Annotated in this window: 21 protein-coding genes and 1 tRNA gene; 20 read left to right on the top strand and 2 right to left on the bottom strand. The window is 63.8% G+C overall.

The features are described from left to right. Positions 1 to 5: 5 nt before the first annotated feature. The 5 genes from J8847_RS08865 (at position 6) to J8847_RS08845 (ending at position 5,097) form a co-directional block, all read left to right on the top strand. Positions 6 to 2,246 (top strand): bifunctional (p)ppGpp synthetase/guanosine-3',5'-bis(diphosphate) 3'-pyrophosphohydrolase, encoded by a 2,241-nt coding sequence (locus J8847_RS08865; RefSeq protein ID WP_211524329.1) that lies wholly within the window; start codon positions 6 to 8, stop codon positions 2,244 to 2,246. Positions 2,247 to 2,388: 142 nt separating this feature from the next. After that, the gene (locus tag J8847_RS08860; protein ID WP_211524328.1) at positions 2,389 to 3,195 is read left to right on the top strand and encodes an ABC transporter permease; all 807 of its coding nucleotides are present in this window, start codon (positions 2,389 to 2,391) and stop codon (positions 3,193 to 3,195) included. Between the two features lie 13 nt (positions 3,196 to 3,208). Then, positions 3,209 to 4,141 carry an MlaD family protein gene (locus J8847_RS08855; protein WP_211524327.1) on the top strand — a complete coding sequence of 311 codons (933 nt, stop codon included), beginning with the start codon at positions 3,209 to 3,211 and terminating at the stop codon, positions 4,139 to 4,141. Further along, positions 4,138 to 4,770: a hypothetical protein gene (locus J8847_RS08850; protein ID WP_211524326.1), complete on the top strand. Its 633-nt coding sequence runs from the start codon at positions 4,138 to 4,140 to the stop codon at positions 4,768 to 4,770. Before J8847_RS08855 ends, J8847_RS08850 begins: the two co-directional genes overlap by 4 nt. Positions 4,771 to 4,782: 12 nt before the next feature. Continuing rightward, a complete protein-coding gene (locus J8847_RS08845; protein ID WP_211524325.1) occupies positions 4,783 to 5,097 on the top strand; it encodes a hypothetical protein in 315 nt (104 codons plus the stop codon). A 25-nt stretch (positions 5,098 to 5,122) separates the two neighbouring features. On the opposite strand, the gene J8847_RS08840 is transcribed toward J8847_RS08845, so the two are convergent. Beyond that, positions 5,123 to 6,052, bottom strand: a complete 930-nt coding sequence (locus tag J8847_RS08840; protein ID WP_211524324.1) for an NAD(P)/FAD-dependent oxidoreductase — start codon at positions 6,050 to 6,052, stop codon at positions 5,123 to 5,125. 68 nt (positions 6,053 to 6,120) lie between these two features. After that, positions 6,121 to 7,044, bottom strand: coding sequence for a cation diffusion facilitator family transporter (locus J8847_RS08835; RefSeq protein ID WP_211524323.1), 924 nt, complete (start codon positions 7,042 to 7,044; stop codon positions 6,121 to 6,123). A gap of 132 nt (positions 7,045 to 7,176) precedes the next feature. Between J8847_RS08835 and J8847_RS08830 the strand changes: the two genes are divergently transcribed. The 15 genes from J8847_RS08830 (at position 7,177) to J8847_RS08760 (ending at position 19,013) form a co-directional block, all read left to right on the top strand. Further along, positions 7,177 to 7,253 (top strand) — tRNA-Val (locus J8847_RS08830). A 209-nt stretch (positions 7,254 to 7,462) separates the two neighbouring features. Further along, on the top strand, positions 7,463 to 9,373 hold the full coding sequence (gene thrS, locus J8847_RS08825; protein ID WP_211524322.1) for a threonine--tRNA ligase: 1,911 nt from the start codon (positions 7,463 to 7,465) through the stop codon (positions 9,371 to 9,373). A 17-nt stretch (positions 9,374 to 9,390) separates the two neighbouring features. Next, positions 9,391 to 9,930, top strand: a complete 540-nt coding sequence (infC, locus tag J8847_RS08820) for a translation initiation factor IF-3 (RefSeq protein ID WP_373888775.1) — start codon at positions 9,391 to 9,393, stop codon at positions 9,928 to 9,930. 579 nt (positions 9,931 to 10,509) lie between these two features. Continuing rightward, positions 10,510 to 10,692, top strand: a complete 183-nt coding sequence (locus J8847_RS08815; protein ID WP_211524321.1) for a hypothetical protein — start codon at positions 10,510 to 10,512, stop codon at positions 10,690 to 10,692. 300 nt (positions 10,693 to 10,992) lie between these two features. Further along, a complete protein-coding gene (locus J8847_RS08810) occupies positions 10,993 to 11,172 on the top strand; it encodes a hypothetical protein (RefSeq protein WP_211524320.1) in 180 nt (59 codons plus the stop codon). 136 nt (positions 11,173 to 11,308) lie between these two features. Then, positions 11,309 to 11,491, top strand: a complete 183-nt coding sequence (locus tag J8847_RS08805; RefSeq protein WP_211524319.1) for a hypothetical protein — start codon at positions 11,309 to 11,311, stop codon at positions 11,489 to 11,491. A 135-nt stretch (positions 11,492 to 11,626) separates the two neighbouring features. Then, positions 11,627 to 11,806, top strand: a complete 180-nt coding sequence (locus tag J8847_RS08800) for a hypothetical protein (protein ID WP_211524318.1) — start codon at positions 11,627 to 11,629, stop codon at positions 11,804 to 11,806. A 291-nt stretch (positions 11,807 to 12,097) separates the two neighbouring features. Next, positions 12,098 to 12,889 carry a RimK family alpha-L-glutamate ligase gene (locus J8847_RS08795; protein ID WP_211524317.1) on the top strand — a complete coding sequence of 264 codons (792 nt, stop codon included), beginning with the start codon at positions 12,098 to 12,100 and terminating at the stop codon, positions 12,887 to 12,889. Between the two features lie 199 nt (positions 12,890 to 13,088). Then, complete coding sequence (gene rpmI / locus J8847_RS08790; RefSeq protein ID WP_056135342.1) at positions 13,089 to 13,286, top strand: 50S ribosomal protein L35; 198 nt, start codon at positions 13,089 to 13,091, stop codon at positions 13,284 to 13,286. A 21-nt stretch (positions 13,287 to 13,307) separates the two neighbouring features. Further along, on the top strand, positions 13,308 to 13,667 hold the full coding sequence (gene rplT / locus J8847_RS08785) for a 50S ribosomal protein L20 (RefSeq protein ID WP_211519450.1): 360 nt from the start codon (positions 13,308 to 13,310) through the stop codon (positions 13,665 to 13,667). 127 nt (positions 13,668 to 13,794) lie between these two features. Further along, positions 13,795 to 14,811, top strand: a complete 1,017-nt coding sequence (gene pheS / locus J8847_RS08780) for a phenylalanine--tRNA ligase subunit alpha (RefSeq protein WP_211524316.1) — start codon at positions 13,795 to 13,797, stop codon at positions 14,809 to 14,811. A gap of 20 nt (positions 14,812 to 14,831) precedes the next feature. Then, positions 14,832 to 17,273: a phenylalanine--tRNA ligase subunit beta gene (gene pheT / locus J8847_RS08775; protein ID WP_211524315.1), complete on the top strand. Its 2,442-nt coding sequence runs from the start codon at positions 14,832 to 14,834 to the stop codon at positions 17,271 to 17,273. A 110-nt stretch (positions 17,274 to 17,383) separates the two neighbouring features. Then, positions 17,384 to 17,752: an integration host factor subunit alpha gene (locus tag J8847_RS08770; RefSeq protein WP_211524314.1), complete on the top strand. Its 369-nt coding sequence runs from the start codon at positions 17,384 to 17,386 to the stop codon at positions 17,750 to 17,752. 19 nt (positions 17,753 to 17,771) lie between these two features. Then, positions 17,772 to 18,176 (top strand): MerR family transcriptional regulator, encoded by a 405-nt coding sequence (locus J8847_RS08765; RefSeq protein ID WP_211524313.1) that lies wholly within the window; start codon positions 17,772 to 17,774, stop codon positions 18,174 to 18,176. A 204-nt stretch (positions 18,177 to 18,380) separates the two neighbouring features. Beyond that, the gene (locus J8847_RS08760) at positions 18,381 to 19,013 is read left to right on the top strand and encodes a response regulator transcription factor (protein WP_027865355.1); all 633 of its coding nucleotides are present in this window, start codon (positions 18,381 to 18,383) and stop codon (positions 19,011 to 19,013) included. Positions 19,014 to 19,325: the final 312 nt, after the last annotated feature.

Below are 19,325 nucleotides of genomic sequence, written 5' to 3'. Positions count from 1 at the left end.
CCGGGATGGTATCGACCGCCGCACTCGGCGACGCCCGGGCCCAGCTGGTCCAGGGATTGAGCCTTGATGACTGCGCGCGCGTGAACGCCGCGCTCGACTACGCCAGCGACGCCTATGGCGAACGCCTGGCCACGTCCGGGCAGAACGCGTTCGAGTTTTCGCTGGGCGTGGCGGGCACGCTGGCCTACCTGCGCACCGACACCGAGACCCGCATCGCCGGCCTGCTGTTCGAGCTGGCGACCTTCGACCCGGCCGCCGCCGCGAAACTCGAGGAGCGCTTCGGCCAGGAAGTCGCCGACCTGGTGCGCGGGCTGTTCCAGCTGATCCGCCTGCGCGACCTGACCGCGGTCCAGGCGCCGGTGGGCAGCGGCAAGAACGCCGCCCAGCAGGCGGCCCAGCAGGTGGAAACCCTGCGCAAGATGCTGCTCGCGATGGCCTCGGACATGCGCGTGGTGCTGATGCGCCTGGCCTCCTGCGCGGCCACCCTGCGCTATTTCGCCGAGCAGAAACGCTTCGACGAGGTCACCCACGCCTACGGGCGCGAGGTGCTGGACTTCTATGCGCCGCTGGCGAACCGCCTCGGCGTCTGGCAGCTCAAGTGGGAGCTGGAAGACCTGTCCTTCCGCTTCATCGAACCCGAGACCTACAAGCGCATCGCCAAGATGCTCGAAGAAAAGCGCATGCAGCGCGAAGGCTTCGTGGCGTCCTCGATCGCCAGGCTGCAGGAGGAGTTGGCCGCAGCCGGCGTCAAGGCCGAGGTGTCGGGGCGTCCCAAGCACATCTACAGCATCTTCAACAAGATGCGCGGCAAGGAACTCGACTTCACCGACCTGTATGACGTGCGCGCCTTCCGCGTGATCGTGGCGGACGTGAAGACCTGCTATACCGTGCTGGGCGTGGTCCACAACATCTGGACCCCGATCCCGAAGGAATTCGACGACTACATCTCGCGCCCCAAGCCCAACGGCTACCAGTCGCTGCACACGGTGGTGACGGCCGAGGACGGGCGTCCGCTGGAAGTGCAGATCCGCACCCAGGAGATGCACAACTTCGCCGAATACGGCATCGCCGCCCACTGGCGCTACAAGGAAGAGGGCGGGTCGAACTTCAAGAGCCAGAAGTACGACGAGAAGATCGCCTGGCTGCGCCAGCTGCTGGCCTGGAAAAGCGACGTCGCCGACGTGGTGGCCGGCCAGGAGGACCTGCAGCGCGAATGGGTGGAAAAGCTCAAGGCTGCGACCCTGGACGACCGCATCTTCGTGCTCACGCCGCAGGCGCGGGTGCTGGAGCTGCCGGTGGGCGCCACGCCGATCGACTTCGCCTACCACCTGCACAGCGAGGTCGGGCACCGCTGCCGCGGCGCCAAGATCGACGGCGTCATGGTGCCGCTCAACACCCCGCTGAAGAACGGCCAGACCTGCGAGATCATCACGGCCAAGGGCGGCAGCGGCAGCCAGGGCCCGTCGCGCGACTGGCTCAGCCCCGGCTACACGGTGTCGAGCCGCACCCGCACCAAGATCCGGGCCTGGTTCCACGCCCAGGAGCTGGCCGAGACCCTGGCCCAGGGCCGGGCGCTGGTCGAGAAGTCGCTCCAGCGCGAGGGCAAGACCGCGGTCAACCTGGAAGCGCTGGCGCACAAGCTGGGCTTTGCCAAGGTGGACGACCTGTTCATCCAGGTGGGCAAGGAGAAGTTCAGCCTGCGCCACGTGGAAGCCGCCCTGCACGAAGGCGGCGAACCGGCGCCGCAGGAAGACGCCGCCGTCATCAGCAAGAGCCGCGCCTCGAGCGTGGAGCAGGGCGCCAAGTCGGGCGTGCTGGTGGTGGGCACCGAAGGCCTGATGACCATGCTGGCCAAATGCTGCAAGCCCGCGCCGCCGGACCCGATCGTCGGCTTCGTCACGCGCGGCAAGGGCGTGTCGATCCACCGGCTGACCTGCAAGAACTTCGCCGAAATGCAGGCCAAGGCGCCGGAGCGGGTGATCGAGACCGAATGGGGGCTGGCCGGGAACGACACCGTATACCCGGTCGACCTGTTCATCCTGGCCCAGGACCGGCAGGGACTGCTGCGCGATATCTCCGAGGTGTTCTCGCGCGAGAAGATCAATGTGACCGGGGTGAATACCCAGAGCGCCAAGGGACAGGCGCGCATGGTGTTCACGGTGGAGATCGGCGCGACGGCGCAGTTGCAGAAGGCGCTGGGGGCGATAGGAGAGGTGTCGGGGGTGGTGGAGGCGAGGAGGCAGTAGGGGTCTTCACGCAAACTTAGGCGGAACAATGCCAGTGGCATTGTTCCGGCCTTCGCCGGGACCCAGGTTCGAAGCATGCCGATAGCCCATCCTGTTGCTGTAAGCTCCCGCAAACCGTTGCCAAACCAGTATCATTCGTTCCATGCGCCGAACCCTCAACCTCGCAGCCCGCCCCAGCCTCTGGGGACTCGCCGTCGCGCGCTACCTGCGCAGCTGGTGGTACATGGTCCACCTGGGCGCGGTCGCGGTCGTGATGGCGCTGTCGCCCTCGACCTACCACCGCGCCAACCGGCTCGCGGCCTCGCGCTACATCTATGCCAGCACCTGGCAGGTGCTGCCCTGGTTTACGCTCGCCTCGGCCCTGGTCGGCCTGGTGATCATCCGCATCGTGCTGGTCACCGCCAAGAGCTATGGCCTGTCGCACTACGCCCTGGAGATGGTGGTGCGGGTGCTGGTGCTCGAACTCATCCCCCTGTCCGCCGCCATGTTCGTCGCCCTGCGCGCCGGCATGGCCTTCGACGCCTCGGCCCTGGGCCTGGCGCGCGCCGGGTTGTCGCCGCAGGCCGCCAGCGACGAAGCCCTGCGCCGGGTGCGGCGCGACCTGGTGCCCCAGCTGATCGCCAACGCGGTCGCGGTTCTCAGCCTGGCGATGGTCACCTCCACCGTCATGCTGGTGCTGGCCTACCTGAACGTCTACGGCCTGTCGCCCTGGGGCATCTTCGACTACACCCGCACTGTCGGGCGCGTGTTCGAGCCGGTGGTGACGGCCGGCTTCGTGCTCAAGACCGTGCTGTTCGGCTTGGCCGTGGCCCTGATCCCGACCGCCGCCATCCTGGAGCTGCAGCGTTATCCGCGCCGCGTCGTCTCCACCGTCCAGCCGGGCGCGCTGCGCCTGCTGTTCGTGCTATTGGTGATCGAGGCGGCCTCGCTCGCACTCAAATATATCTGAACGAAGGAAGTCCATGACGGAAGCCCAACCCGACGAACCCGCCCATGTCGAAGCCAAGGCCATCATCCTGCTGGTGCTGGTCGGCGCCCTGATCGCCGGCTTCGTGCTGTACGTGATGTACGCGCGCGGCGTGTTCGAGCCGACCCAGCGCCTGACCCTGGTCACCGACGATTCCTCGGGCGTGATCCCGGGCATGGACATGACCTTCGCCGGCTTCCCGATCGGGCGCGTGCGCCAGGTCGACCTGGCCCCGGACGGCAAGGTGCAGATCCTGGTCGACGTCCAGAGCAAGGACGCCAAGTGGCTGCGCACCTCGAGCGTGTTCACCCTGGAGTCGAGCATCGTGGGCGAAACCCGGCTGCGCGCCTACACCGGCCTGCTCAATGATCCGCCGCTGCCGCCCGACGCCACCCGCACCGTGCTGCGCGGCGACGCCACCGCCGAGATCCCGCGCATCGTCGCCACCGCGCGCCAGCTGCTGGAAAACCTCGAGACCATGACCGCGTCGGAATCCGACATCAACGCCAGCCTGGCCAACATCCAGGCGGTGACCGGCCGCATGTCCGGCAAGTACGGCGTGCTGGGCGGGGTGCTGGGCGGGGACGAGGAAGCGCGCAAGCTGGGCGAGGCGCTCGACCGCGTGAACGCCATCCTGGCCAAGGCCGACACGCGGGTGTTCGGCAAGAACGGCGTGATGGACGACAGCCAGGCCGCCATCCAGCAGCTCAACGTGGTGCTGAAGGATGCCAGCGACACCTTGAAGAAGGTGGACGCCGTGCTGGTCGAGGCCCAGGCCGTGGGCGCCAATGCGCGCGTCGCCACCCAGGACCTGGGCGCGCTGCGCGGCGAGGTCGACGCCAGCCTGCGCAAGGTAAACCGCCTGGTCGACGAGATCAACCGCAAATGGCCTTTCGCCCGCAGCAACCAGGAGATCAAGCTGCCATGAGATTCGTTCCCGTATTGATCCTGGCATTGCTGGCGGGCTGCGGCAGCAAGCCCTTGCCGCCCGACTGGCAGGCCAACGCCAAGGGCTCGCTCGACGCCTTCACCGACGACTACCTGAAGGGCAACAGCGCCGCGGCCGAGGCCGAATTCCGCCGTGCTCGCCTGGAGACCACGGCCACCGGCCGACCGGACCACGTGGCCCAGGTCGAGCTGGTGCGCTGCGCCGCCCACGCGGCCAGTCTGGTGTTCGACCTTTGTCCCGGCTACGCGGCGCTGGCGGCGGACGTCACGGCGGAGCAGCGCGCCTATGCCGACTACCTGGCCGGCCGCTGGCAGGGCTTGAACGCGGCGCTGCTGCCCGAACAGCACCGCCCGGTGCTCGGCGGCGGCCAGCTGGCCGCCGTCGCCGATCCGCTGGCGCGGATGGTGGCGGCGGGCGCGCTGTTCAAGGCCGGGCGCATCACGCCGGAAGGCATCGCGCAGGCGGTGGACACCGCCTCGAACCAAGGGTGGCGCCGTCCGCTGCTGGCCTGGCTCGGCGTCCAGGCGCGGCGCGCCGAGGCAGCGGGCGACGCGGCCTCGCTGGAACAGATCCGCAAGCGCATCGCGCTGGCGTCCGGGCAGCGCTAGGAAGACGGGCATATGCGCATTTTCAAATCATCGGCGCTGCAAATCGCCGCGATCGTCCTCGCGCTGGCCGTGTTCGGCGTCGTCGGCGCGAAGTTCGCCGGCAGCCGCGCCGAGCAGGCGACTCTGGCGCGCATGGAAACGGTGTGGCCGGATTTCGCCGCCATGCCGGAGCCGGAGCGGATGTTCCTGATCCAGCTCTCGCTGAACTGCCAGGTGGTGCGGCGGCCCGCCGAGCGGGCCGAGGTCGTCGAATGCCTGCGCAGCGGCGCCAGACAGGCTGGCGCGGATGCGCCGGCGCGGCTCGAGCGCCTGTTGCCGCCGGGCTGAGCCACTGCTTCCGTCCGGGCGCGGATCAGCGCAGGGCCCAGGGCAGGGTGTTGTGGATGTTGGTGGCGGCGATCGCCGCCTGCCCGGTCGCGACTGCGATCTGGTTCAGGCCGCGCGTGACGTCGCCGATCGCGTACAGGCCGGGCACCGAGGTGCGCAGGTGGTCGTCGACCAGCAGCTTGCTGCACTCGACGGTCAGCGCGCCGAGCGCGGCGGCCAGGTCGGAGCGGGCGGTCTCGCCGAGCATGGGATAGAAGACGTCGCAGGGATAATCCTCGCCGTCGGCCGTGTGCAGCACCGGCTTGAGGTCCTCGCTCATGGTGACGCCCACCAGCGGCGAGCCGACCAGGCGCACTTTGGCCGCGTCGAGCTGGCGCCTCTCCTCGCCGTTGATGCTGGATTCCGCGCTGCGCTCGAACAGCAGCACGTCCTGGCTGAAGGTGCGCATGAACAGCGCATGGCCGACCGGATTGATTTCCGAGGTGACCACGCCGATGCGCTTGTCGATCACGTCGTAGCCGTCGCACACAGGACAGAGGCGCACCGCGCCGCTGGCCACCGCCTCGTCCCAGCGCTCGACCGGCATGCCGGCGTCGGCCACGCCGGTGGCCAGCAGCACGGTGTGGGCGCGCAAGGGATTGGTGTCGCCCTCCGGGCCCAGGTAGTCGCCGACGAACAGGCCGTCCTCGATGCGCAGCCCGGTGATCTCACCCGGAATCACATGCCCGCCGTAATTGCCCAGCTGGGCGCGCAGGTTCTCCAGCAATTCCTGGCCATTGATCCCTTCGGGAAAGCCGGGGTAGTTGTGCGACACAGGAATCCAGCTCAGCCGGCTGTGTCCCTTGTCGATCAGGGCGACATTGCGGGTGAAGCGGCGCAGGTAGATGCCGGCCGTGAGCCCGCCGGGGCCGCCGCCGATGATGAGGGTGTCGAATACGGTCTGGTCGAAGTCCATGCGCCGATTATCCGGACCGCGGCCGGTCCGCCTATCGGCGTGCTCCCCAGCGGCTGGTAAGAACGAGCTTACAAGGATTTGCCGCCCGCGGCTTCCGGCTGCAGGGTGACGTGGTCGATGCCGTGGCGCGCGCGCAGCATGGCGCGCACCGCGTCCAGCACGGCCGGCCATTCCTCCAGCGAACGGATCTCGAGGTGGCCGATCAGGGCCGGCTCGCCGGGCGACATGTCCCAGACGTGCAGGTCATGCACCGACAGCACGCCTTCGATGCCGGCGATGTCGTTGCCGACCTCCAGGTAGTCGATCTGGTGCGGTACGCCTTCCATCAGGAAGTGATAGGACTCGCGCAGGATGCCGACCGTGGACTTGAGGATCAGCAGGCAAACGAAGATCGACAGGATGGGGTCGATCCGGTACCAGTTTGTGTAATAGATGACGACGCCGGCGGCGATGGCGGCGACCGAGCCCAGCAGGTCGCCCATGACGTTGACCAGTGCGGCGCGGGTATTGATGCTCTGGGTGTCGCGCGACAGCACCCAGGCGACCACCAGGTTGATGGCGGCGCCGATGGTGGCGACCACCAGCACCACGCCGCCCTGCACCGGTTCCGGATGCATCAGGCGCTGCGCCGCTTCCCAGCCGATCCAGCCCACCAGGGCCAGCATCGCCAGGCTGTTGACGAAAGCGGCCAGGGCTTCCGCGCGCACGAAGCCGAAGGAATGACGCGCCGAAGGGGGGCGCTTGGCGATCAGCTGGGCCAGCAGGGCCAGGCCCAGGGCGGCGGCGTCGGTGACCATGTGGCCGGCGTCCGAGATCAGGGCGAGCGAGTTCGAGATGAAGCCGGTGACGACCTCGATCACGGCGAACAGCAGGGTCAGGCCGAGCGCCACGCCGAGCGCCTTCTGGCTGCGGCCTTCGATGGTGTGCGAGTGGCTGGCATCGCCATCGAGGTGGGCGTGCAGGTGGGAAGGATCGACGGGCCGGGAAGTCATGTGGAGCGTGGTGGTTTGGACAATCCGCTAGTGTAAGGCATAGCCGTCCTCTGAGGGCAGATGGGGCCCGCAGGCAAGTATTTCCGTGCGAGGGTTGCTTATCGGGAGGCCGATCCTTATAATGGCGGCATCGGGCGGTTAGTTCAGCTGGTTAGAATACTTGGTCGACATCCAAGGGGTCGCAGATTCGAATTCTGCACCGCCCACCAAAATACTCTGTAAGAGCGAGAAAGGCATCACGGTTATGACACCGCGAACTACAACCTGGTTGTGGGGGAATCGCTAGACGCGAAGGGGTGTGCTTTTGCTCAACACAACGGAAAAACGCGGCTAGTCCGCGTTTTTTTTCGTCTGTACAATTTTCCAAGTTCCAATTCATCAAATCTCACCGGCGCCTGCGCCACGAATGGAGAACAGCATGCTGAACGTTCGACTTCCCGATGGTTCCAACCGTCAATTTGACGGTCCCGTCACGGTCGCCCAGGTGGCCCAGAACATCGCCCCGAGCCTGGCCAAGGCCGCGCTCGCGGGCAAGGTCAATGGCAAGGTGGTCGACACTTCCTTCCTGATCGAGGACGACGCCGACCTGGCGATCGTCACCGACAAGGATCCGGAAGGCCTGGACGTCATCCGCCACTCGACCGCCCACCTGCTGGCCTATGCGGTCAAGGAACTGTTCCCGGAAGCCCAGGTCACCATCGGCCCGGTCATCGAGAACGGCTTCTACTACGACTTCTCGTACAAGCGTCCGTTCACCCCGGAAGACCTCCAGGCGATCGAAAAGAAGATGCTCGAGCTGGCCAAGAAGGACGAGCCGGTCACCCGCAAGGTGCTGCCGCGCGACGAAGCCGTGGCCTATTTCAAGTCGATCGGCGAAGACTACAAGGCCGAGATCATCGCCTCGATCCCGGCCAACGAGGACGTGTCGCTGTATAGCGAAGGCCAGTTCACCGACCTGTGCCGCGGCCCGCACGTGCCCTCGACCGGCAAGCTGAAGGTCTTCAAGCTGATGAAGCTGGCCGGCGCCTACTGGCGCGGCGACTCCAAGAACGAGATGCTGCAGCGTGTCTACGGCACCGCCTGGGCCAAGAAGGAAGAGCAGGAGCAGTACCTGCACATGCTGGAAGAGGCGGAAAAACGCGATCACCGTAAACTGGGCAAGGCGCTGGACCTGTTCCACTTCCAGGAAGAAGCCCCGGGCCTGATCTTCTGGCACCCGAAGGGCTGGACCGTCTGGCAGCAGGTGGAGCAGTACATGCGCACCAAGTACCAGGTCAACGGCTACAGCGAAGTCAAGGCGCCGCAGATCCTGGACCGCAGCCTGTGGGAAAAGACCGGCCACTGGGAAAACTACCGCGACAACATGTTCACCACCGAGTCGGAGAACCGTTCGTACGCGCTCAAGCCCATGAACTGCCCGGGCCACGTGCAGATCTATAACGCCGGCCTGCGTTCCTACCGCGACCTGCCGCTGCGCTACGGCGAATTCGGCCAGTGCCACCGCAACGAGTCCTCGGGCGCGCTGCACGGCCTGATGCGCGTGCGCGGCTTCACCCAGGACGATGGCCACATCTTCTGCACCGAAGAGCAGATCGAGGCCGAAGTGACCGCCTTCCACGCCCAGGCGATGGAAGTCTATGACGATTTCGGCTTCGAGAACATCGACGTCAAGATCGCCCTGCGCCCGGACAGCCGCATCGGCTCGGACGAGGTGTGGGACCAGGCCGAGGAAGCGCTGCGCTCGGCGCTGCGCGCCTGCGGCGTGAGCTGGACCGAACTGCCGGGCGAGGGCGCCTTCTATGGCCCGAAGATCGAGTACCACCTGAAGGATAGCCTCGGCCGTCCGTGGCAGGTCGGCACCATGCAGGTCGACTTCTCGATGCCGGGCCGCCTGGGGTCGGAATACGTCGCCGAAGACAACACCCGCAAGGTCCCGGTCATGCTGCACCGTGCGATCGTCGGCTCGATGGAGCGCTTCATCGGCATCCTGATCGAGAACTACGCGGGCGCGCTGCCGCTGTGGCTGGCGCCGGTGCAAGTGGCCATCCTGAATATCTCGGATGCCCAGGCCGATTACGTCAAACAAGTCGAAGCCCAGCTGCGCAAAGCCGGCCTGCGCGTCCACGCTGATTTGCGGAACGAGAAGATCACCTATAAAATACGCGAGCATTCCGTCCAAAAACTGCCTTATATCCTCGTTGTCGGGGACAAGGAGCGGGATGCCAACACTGTGGCCGTGCGTGCCCGCGGCAATGTCGACCTGGGCGTGATGTCCGTCGATGCGATCGTGGAGCGTCTGGCAGGCGAAGTCGCCGCCAAGACGAAATAATCCCGGCCGAACTTCATATTCTCAAAGGAAACAACATAGCTACTGACAAGCAGAATCGCATCAATGGCGAGATCACCCACCCCGAAATGCGTCTGAACGGGGTCAACAACGAGCCGCTGGGCATTGTGAGCCTGGCAGAAGCGTTTCGCCTGGCTGAAGAAGCGAACGTGGACCTGGTGGAGATCGCGCCGAACGCGGTTCCTCCGGTCTGCCGCCTGATGGACTACGGCAAGTTCAAGTATTCGGAACAGAAGAAGGCGCACGAAGCCAAGCTGAAGCAGAAGGTCATCCAGGTCAAGGAAATCAAGTTCCGTCCGGGTACCGATGAAGGCGACTACAGCATCAAGCTGCGCAACCTCATCAAGTTCCTGGAAGAGGGCGACAAGACCAAGATCACCCTGCGTTTCCGCGGCCGCGAGATGGCGCACCAGGACATCGGTATGCGCATGCTCGAGCGTCTGCGCGGTGATCTGGAGCCTTATGGCCAGGTCGAGCAGTTCCCGAAGCTCGAAGGTCGCCAGATGATCATGGTGGTCGCGCCGAAGAAGAAGAAGTAATTCTTCCTTCAGTGTAGAAGTCAGGACCGGAGTCGGACCGTGGCGTTTGCCGCGGTCCGCGCCGGTTTTTGCGTTTTCTGCATCGATTTCGTTTTCACTCCTCCTTTCGATTCCTTTCCAGCGGTACGTGCCGCCGGCTGTTCTCGCTGCGCCCCGGCCTCCCTCCTGCGGTGTGGCGTCTTTCCTCGTTTCTCTTGTCGCGAACCTGATGCAGCGTTCACGCGGCGGCCGCGCGCGCGGTTTTCAAATCTCACCCCTGAATTTTTCTCATGCCGGATTTCTCCGGCTGGCTTGCTTATTTTCTCTTCGAAATATGTATGCCGCATGATGTTTCACGGATCAGGGACGTGAATATGGCATTCTGGCGCTAAAAGGAGCTTTGATTTTCCAGGCGCATTCTATCGAATTCTATCGCGGAATGCTTGAAGGATATTCGCAATCAATAAAATTAACGCATGGCGAGTAATTGCATTATTTTCTGTTGTGGGTCAATTGGCTGCTTGTTATATTCAGCTCGCCCTTTCAAGCTGAATGGCGAATTGGGCGAAATATAATCAATTGAATGAGACAAGGAAAGTTATGCACCCATTTGCTTTAAATGACGAAGTTCTGGCCCAGATCGGCGGCGGCTTCCGCTTCGAGGACGTCATCATCGAAAACCCGCTGACCCCGATCGCACCGTTCCCGAAAACTCCGGGGGAAGAGACCACCATGGCGATCGGCGAAGAAGGCGGCGGCTACCCGGAGCCTTCGCTGGCCTGATCGGCAGCGCGCCGGCCGCGCGCTGTGCTGCCCACATGACGTGGGTGAGGAGCGTGCCAGCCGGCGTCCGGTTCGTCCCATCGTCGGACGTTCCATTTTTTAGACAATCGTGTGCACCATTCCTGCAAGGATCGCCATGCAAACCCTGAATACCCAAGAGATCGAACTGATCGCCGGCGCCGGCACCCCAATGCCGATCATCATCCCGGGCGGCCCGCTTCCGTACAACCCGTACGTGGACGACATTGCCTGAGCATACGCTCCGACCTGGTACGCATCATTAAATCAAGAGAGAGAACAATGCATCCTTTTTCGCTGACTGAAGAACAAATCAACGCCGTGTCCGGCGCAGGTTCGTATATCGAAGACGAAATCGCCCGTCATCTCAACGGCGGCTACGGCACCATCGGCTCGCCCTGCATCCTGACTTGGGGTATTGGTGAAACCGGCGGCTCCTACCCGGTCTACGACATGATGTAATTCTGCGCTGCCGGTATGGCCGGTCCGATCCCGCCGACATTCCTCAGGGCATGCGCCGAATGCGGGGCGGAGCTGCCTTATCGGCGCGCATTAGGGGCGGTCAATCCGCCTCGCGATCGATAAGAGAGAGACATAAATGCATCCTTTTTCGCTGACTGAAGAACAGGTTGATGCCGTTTCCGGCGGCCGCCTGGATATTCACTATTACGACGATTTCACCAATGACGGCATGGGTGGCTACGGCTGGCCGAATCCTGTTATCACCTACGCTATCGGCGAAGCTGGCGGACCATTCGATCCGGCCAATTACATTATGTAATTCGCCTTGCTGGCCATGTAGGATCCGTTTTCGGCACCGTACACATGTTCGGTGCTGTTTTTCCTTGGTATTACCGGAAACGGATAATGTGTCCGGCATATCTGCGCCCACGAATAAAAACATAAGGAGTTAAAAATGCATCCGTTTTCCCTGACTGAGCAGCAAATCGAAGCAGTTTCTGGCGGTAATGTCGAATTCGTTCCCGGCACGTTTTCGGCCGGCATGGTCACCGCCGAAGACGGTGAGAGCGGCAGCTGCTTCCCCGAGATGCCGTTCCCGGAACCGGGTATTCCGCTCGAAGGCCTGACTTTCTGATCGTCAGCCTGCGTCCGTGCGCCGCCGCCCAGTACCGGCGGCGGCGCCGATTTGCGAACCGGGGGAGCGCGCCAGCCGGCCTTGCAGCGCGCAGCCCATCGGCTTCCCCCCCCTTGCTAACGCCACTGCAACAAAGCGCAGGCGCTATTTGTTCCGTCTCAAAATTCTATGAAACACTTGGTACTCGGCCATGCGCGTGATCCGCATGCGCAACACATGATGGCCCGCCTCGCCGCTCGCGGACACCACGCCGCCTTGATTCAAACCCATGTCTTCCCATCCGCATTTGCCATGAGCCTGTTTCCGGGCCGTTCCCTCGGTTCCCTGCGCCTGGAGGACGGGAGCAGCATCGACCTGGAAGACATTGGCTCGGTCTACTGGCGCAACTTCGGCGGCGTCCAGGCGGAGTCGACCAGGGCGACGCGCGGCACCCCGGCGGACATCGCCTATTACGACAGCATGGCTTGCATGCGCTCCTGGTTCCAGATGAACAACCAGACCCGCTGGTTCAACAGCTGGGAGGCCTACCAGTCGCACCAGGAAAAGCCCCATCAGCTGGGCCTGGTTGCCAGGGAAGGGGTGCGGATTCCGCGCACCTATGTCGGCAACGATGCGCAGCACATCCTGGCCTTCGCCAAGATGGTGCCGGAACTGATCTTCAAGCCGGTCTACGGCGGTTCGCATACCCAGCGCATCACCGCGCACCACCTGGCCGGCGAGCACCTGGCCAAGGCCCTGAAGCAGGCGCCGATCACCCTGCAGGAATTCATCCCCGGGACCAACGTCCGGACCTATGTCATCGGCGACCAGTGCTTCACGGCCGAGTTGCATAGCGAGCAAATCGATTTCCGCGCCGACCGCGAGACCAGGGCGGCGCCCATCGCGACGCCGCCCGAGGTGGCCGCCGCCGCCGCATCCATCATGCGCGTCCTGGGCCTGCGCTGGACCGCGATCGACTGGCGCCGCAGCCCGGAGGGCGAGTATTTCTTCCTGGAGGCGAATCCCAGCCCGATGTTCATCGGCTTCGAGCGCCAGTCCGGCTATCCGATCACGGATACCCTGATCGACGCGATGACGGCCTGAGCGGGGAGGGCGGTGTTGCAGACGCCGCCTTCCCTTGCGCGCAAATTGTGCTAGAATCGACGGTTCCTGTTTTTAGAAGCAGGTTGTAGCGAGCTCGCTCTCGCTGCAGGACAAGTGAAAGTAGGCATCTAAGAGCAGCGTCGCTGCCACCTGCAATCCTGTCGTACATATGAGGCTGTCCATAAAAGGACAGATGACTATGCCAAAAATGAAAACCAAGAGCTCCGCGAAAAAACGTTTTCGCGTGCGTCCGGGCGGTACCGTCAAGTCGGGCATGGCGTTCAAGCGTCACATCCTGACCAAGAAGACCACCAAGAACAAGCGCCAGCTGCGCGGCACCCGTAACATCAATGCGTCGGACGTCCAAAGCGTCTACCGCATGATGCCATCTGCTTAATCTCACACAAAAGGAGCTACCATGCCTCGAGTTAAACGTGGGGTTACTGCACGTGCCCGTCACAAGAAGGTTCTTGAACTTGCTAAAGGCTACCGTGGCCGTCGCAGCAAAGTATTCCGTATTGCCAAGCAAGCAGTCATGCGCGCTGGCCAGTACGCATACCGCGACCGCCGCAACAAGAAGCGCGTCTTCCGCGCTCTGTGGATCACCCGTATCAACGCGGCTTCGCGTTCGCACGGCATGACCTACAGCGCATTCATGAACGGCCTGAAGAAGTCCGCGATTGAACTGGACCGTAAAGTCCTGGCCGACATGGCTGTGCACGACAAGCCGGCATTCGCCGCGATTGTCAACGCAGTCAAGGCCAAGCTGGCTGCCTAATTCAGGCAGTTAGCTAGCAAGACCAGCACGGCGGCAACGCCGTGCGAAAAAGAGCGGGGCAAGGGTCAAACCTGTGCCCCGTTTTTTGATTGTGGCTCCTGCCACTCTAAACAGGAAAAGAATAAGCATGAACTCGCTGGAAGAACTCGTCGTCGCGGCCCAGGCTGACTTTGCCGCCGCAGCGGACGCCGCCGCGCTCGAAAATGCAAAAGCCAAGTACCTGGGCAAGACCGGCCAGGTCACCGACCTGATGAAGGGTCTGGGCAAGCTGGATCCCGAGCAGCGCAAGGCGCAGGGCGCCCTGATCAATGCCGCCAAAGAAAAAATCGAACAGGCACTGACCGGCCGCCGCGACGCGCTCGCCAACGCCATCCTCGAAGCCCGCCTCAACCTCGAGGCCATCGACGTGACCCTGCCGGGCCGCGGCCGCGCCAAGGGCGGCATCCACCCGGTGATGCGCACCTGGGAACGGGTCGAGCAGATCTTCCGCTCCATCGGCTTCGACGTGGCCGACGGCCCCGAGATCGAAACCGACTGGACCAACTTCACCGCACTGAACAGCCCGGAAAACCACCCGGCGCGTTCGATGCAGGACACCTTCTACATCGAGGGCAACGACAGCCAGGGCAAGCCGCTGCTGCTGCGTACCCACACCAGCCCGATGCAGGTGCGCTATGCGCGCACCCACACCCCGCCGATCAAGGTGATCGCGCCGGGCCGCACCTACCGCGTCGACAGCGACGCCACCCACTCGCCGATGTTCCACCAGGTCGAAGGCCTGTGGATCGGCGAGGACATCAGCTTTGCCGACCTCAAGGGCGTGTACCTGAACTTCGTCAAGGCCTTCTTCGAGACCGACGACCTGCAGGTCCGCTTCCGTCCGTCCTACTTCCCGTTCACCGAACCCTCGGCCGAAATCGACATCGCCTTCGGCAGCGGTCCGCTGAAGGGCCGCTGGCTGGAAGTCTCGGGCGCCGGCCAGGTGCACCCGACCGTGGTGCGCAACTTCGGCCTGGACCCGGAAAAGTTTATCGGCTTCGCGTTCGGCTCCGGCCTCGAGCGCCTGACGATGCTGCGCTACGGGATCAACGACCTGCGCCTCTTCTATGAAGGCGACTTGCGCTTCCTCAAGCAATTCAACTAATACCCTCGAAGAAGAAGACTATGCAATTCTCCGAAAACTGGCTCCGTTCCATGGTCGATCCGAAGATGAATTCGGACGAACTGTCGCACCTGCTCACCATGTCCGGCCTGGAAGTGGAAGAAGTGGAACCGGTCGCGCCGCCGTTCTCGAACGTGGTGGTGGCCGAAGTCAAGGAAGTGGCGAAGCACCCGGACGCCGACCGCCTCAACGTCTGCCAGGTGGACGTGGGCACCGGCACCCTGCTGAACATCGTGTGCGGTGCGCCCAATGTGCGCGCCGGCATGAAGGCGATCTGCGCCAAGGCCGGCGCCGTGCTGCCGCCGGGCGCCGACGGCAAGCCCTTCGAAATCAAGGTCGGTAAGCTGCGCGGCGTCGAGTCGCAGGGCATGATGTGCTCGGCCAAGGAACTGAAGATCTCGGAAGAGAGCAGCGGCCTGATGGAACTGCCGGCCGACGCGCCGGTGGGCACCAACATCCGCGACTACCTCGGCCTGAACGACCTGAAGTTCACCATCAAGCTGACCCCGAACAAGGCGGACTGCCTGTCGGTGCTGGGCGTGGCGCGCGAAGTCGCGGCCCTGACCGGCTCGCCGCTGCACGTGCCGACCACGCGCCTGGTTCCGGTGACCAGCGACGACAGGCTGCCGGTGAAGGTGTCGGCCCCGGACCTGTGCGGCCGTTTCGCCGGCCGCATCATCCGCGGCCTGAACGCGCGCGCCGCCACCCCGGAGTGGATGAAGCGCCGCCTGGAGCGCAGCGGCCAGCGTTCGGTGTCGGCCCTGGTCGACATCTCGAACTATGTCATGCTGGAAGTCGGCCGTCCCTCGCACGTGTTCGACCTGGCCAAGATCCATGGCGGCCTCGATGTCCGCTGGGGCAAGAAGGGCGAACAGCTCAAGCTCCTGAACGGCAACACCATCGAGATCGACGAGTGGGTCGGCGTGATCGCCGACGACAAGGAAATCGAATCGCTGGCCGGCATCATGGGCGGCGACTCCACGGCCGTGTCTCTCGACACCACCGACATCTACCTGGAAGCCGCATTCTGGTGGCCGAACGCCATCCAGGGCCGTGCGCGCCGCTACAACTTCTCGACCGATGCCGCGCACCGCTTCGAGCGCGGCGTCGACTACGCGACCATCCCCGAGCACATCGAGCGCATCACCTCCTTGATCGTGGAAATCTGCGGCACCGGCGATACCAAGGTCGGCCCGCTGGACGACCAGATCGTCAACCTGCCGCAGCGCCAGCCCGTGACCATGCGCACCGCGCGCGCCGCCAAGGTGATCGGCGTGCCCCTGACCGATGAAGTCGTGGCCGACATCTTCACCCGCCTGCAGCTGCCGTTCACGCATGAAGCCCGTGGCGACGGACCGGGGGTGTTCAGCGTGACCTCGCCGACCTACCGCTTCGATATCGAGATCGAGGAAGACCTGATCGAGGAAGTGGCGCGCGTCTACGGCTTCGAGAACATCCCGACCCTGCCGCCGGTGGCGCCGAGCGCGATGCTGATCGAGCCGGAAAACACCCGCTCGCTGTTCGCGATCCGCCATGAGCTGGCCGACCTGGGTTACCAGGAAGTGGTCAACATGAGCTTCGTGGAAGCCCAGTGGGAGCAGGACTTCGCCGCGAACGCCGAGCCGATCCGCCTGCAGAACCCGATCGCCAGCCAGATGAGCGTGATGCGCTCGAACCTGATCGGCAGCCTGGTCGCCAACGTGCGCTACAACGTCAACCGCAAGGCCGGCCGCGTGCGCGTGTTCGAAGTCGGCGCCGTGTTCCACCGCAACCCGCAAGCCGTGGACGGCCCGCTGGCGGTGGCCGGTTTCGACCAGCCCAAGCGCGTCGCCGCCATCGCCTATGGCCCGGCCGTGGACGAGCAGTGGGGCGAAAAGACCCGTGCGGTCGACTACTTCGACGTCAAGGCCGACCTGGAAGCCCTGTTCGCGCCGCGCGTCCCGCGCTTCGTGAAAGGCGAGCATCCGGCCCTGCACCCGGGCCGCAGCGCCGTCGTCGAGCTGGACGGCAAGGCCGTCGGCTTCATCGGCGAATTGCATCCGCGCTGGCTGCAGAAGTACGACCTGCCGCAGGCCCCGGTGCTGTTCGAGGTGGATGCCGAAGCCCTGCGCCAGCGCAAGGTGCCGAGCTATGCCGAGATCTCCAAGTTCCCGGGCGCCACGCGCGACCTGGCGCTGGTGGTCAAGCAGGACGTGGCGGCCCAGGCCGTGCTCGACGCCTTCCAGGCCGAGCTGGCCGCCAACGCCGCTGGCAAGATCGTGCAAGGCATTGTTTTGTTTGATGAATATCGCGGCAAGGGCCTGGAGACGGATGAAAAAAGTCTTGCTTTCCGCTTTAGCTTGCAAGATACTCAATCGACGCTGCAGGACGACGCCGTGGACGCCATCATGGGTGCATTGGCCGAGGCCGCGAAGAACAAGCTCAACGCGAAGCTGCGTGCATAAGACATCTCTCCAGAACTCGTTTGACTTGAAGGCAGGGCTTCAAAATTAATAACAACGACGTTGATTCGGCCGTACTCCAGGAGGCCCTCGCGGCCGACCTGGATCGCGCAATGCATGTGGCGCGGGTGCGAAAGGAACAGGAAAAGGCATTACCGACCTTGACCAAGGCCGAGCTGGCCGAGCTGCTCTTCGAGCAGGTCGGCCTGAACAAGCGCGAGGCCAAGGACATGGTCGAAACCTTTTTCGACGAGATCCGCAATGCGCTCGAACGGGGCGAAGCGGTCAAGCTGTCCGGCTTCGGCAACTTCCAGTTGCGCGACAAGCCGCAGCGGCCGGGCCGCAATCCCAAAACCGGGGAAGAAATTCCCATCACGGCGCGCCGCGTCGTGACTTTCCACGCCAGCCAGAAGCTCAAGGGAATGGTTGAAGAGACCAATCCGTCGGGCACGCCTTCGGGCTCGCTGGCACGTGCCGCTTGAATAGCTGGTGAATGCGCCGATGAACGACCGTCCGAACAAGACCGAGCCGACCGTGCTGCCGCCGATCCCGGCGAAGCGCTACTTCACCATCGGCGAGGTCAGCGATCTGTGCGGGGTCAAGCCCCATGTCCTGCGCTATTGGGAGCAGGAGTTCACCCAGCTCAAGCCGGTCAAGCGCCGTGGAAACCGGCGCTATTACCAGCACCATGAAGTCCTCCTGATCCGCCGCATCCGCGAGCTGCTGTACGAGCAGGGCTTCACCATCAGCGGCGCCCGCAACCGCCTCGACAGCCGCGCCAGCGCGCTGGCCGGGGCCGAAGAGCCGGAGCTGCCGGACATGGCGCCGGCCGTCGATGTCGAACACATGCGCGCCGAACTGCTGGGGATCCTCGACCTTCTCAAGAACGGTCCGCAGCCGGCCTGAGCTGAAAACCTCTATTGAATTCGACGGGATTGTGTAGCAGGACGCTACCCAGGCACGTCCAGAGCTCAGGCATTCGTGCGCTGCTGTTGAAGCCCAGCGCCGGAGTGTTAAAATGTCACTCGCGGTTAGGCTGAATCAACGCATGCAAGCTGGGCGGATGAGAACCCGGTACTTTCCTGCGCAAGGAAAATTTAAGGGAAGACAATGATACGCGTTGCCATTTGTGACGATCACCAAATAGTTCGAGCAGGTTTCAAACAGATTTTCTCGTCGTCGGGCGAATTCGAAGTCGTTGCCGAGGGCGCTACCGGCCGTGAGGCCCTCGATATCGCCCGTCGCGAGATCTGCGATGTGCTGTTGCTCGATATCGCGATGCCGGACCAGAGCGGCATCGACATCCTGCGCACGATCCGCCAGGGGCAGCCCAATCTACCGGTGCTGATCCTGTCGGGCTATCCGGCGCAGCAATACGCGCTCAACCTGTTCAAGATGGGCGCGAACGGCTACCTGAACAAGGAATGCGAGGCGGACGAGCTCAAGACCGCCGTGCGCACCGTCTACCAGGGCCGCCGTTACGTGAGCTCGACCGTCGGCGAACTGCTGGCCCAGAGCTTCGACCGCGATCCGAACACGGCCTTGCACACCGAGCTCTCGGACCGGGAATTCCAGGTCTTCCTGCGCCTGGCCAAGGGCGCGACCGTGTCCGATATCGGCAATGCCCTGTCGCTGTCGATCAAGACCGTGTCGACTTACCGTACCCGCATCATGGAAAAGATGGGTCTGCAGTCCAACAGCGACCTGACCTATTACGCCATGAAGAACAATCTCCTCGATTGATTCCCGCTGCGCGCGCTTCGGCGCGCGCATCTTCTTCCTCCCAAGTAGTTCCTACGGGCAGCCGTCCCCGCTGCATGCGTGCGGCCGCCCGGCCGCCCACACCCTTCCGACTTGATCGTCCCGGCCATGCCCCGCATTTCTATGCGGCCGAGTCCGCTCAACCTTCATCAATTGCGCGTAAGATGAAGCGCATCCCGCAGCCGAGAGAGGGGGCAGGCATCGGTCTCGCAAATCTTTTCTGGTACGCAATTTGTGTATTTCTCCTGCAACCAATTTGAAACATTGAGTTACAGGAAGGCATTTCGCAGTGCA

Origin of the sequence: Massilia sp. AB1, assembly GCF_018119385.1 — a bacterium.
Taxonomy (GTDB): Bacteria; Pseudomonadota; Gammaproteobacteria; order Burkholderiales; family Burkholderiaceae_D; genus Telluria.
This window is presented reverse-complemented; position numbering and strand designations above follow the sequence as displayed.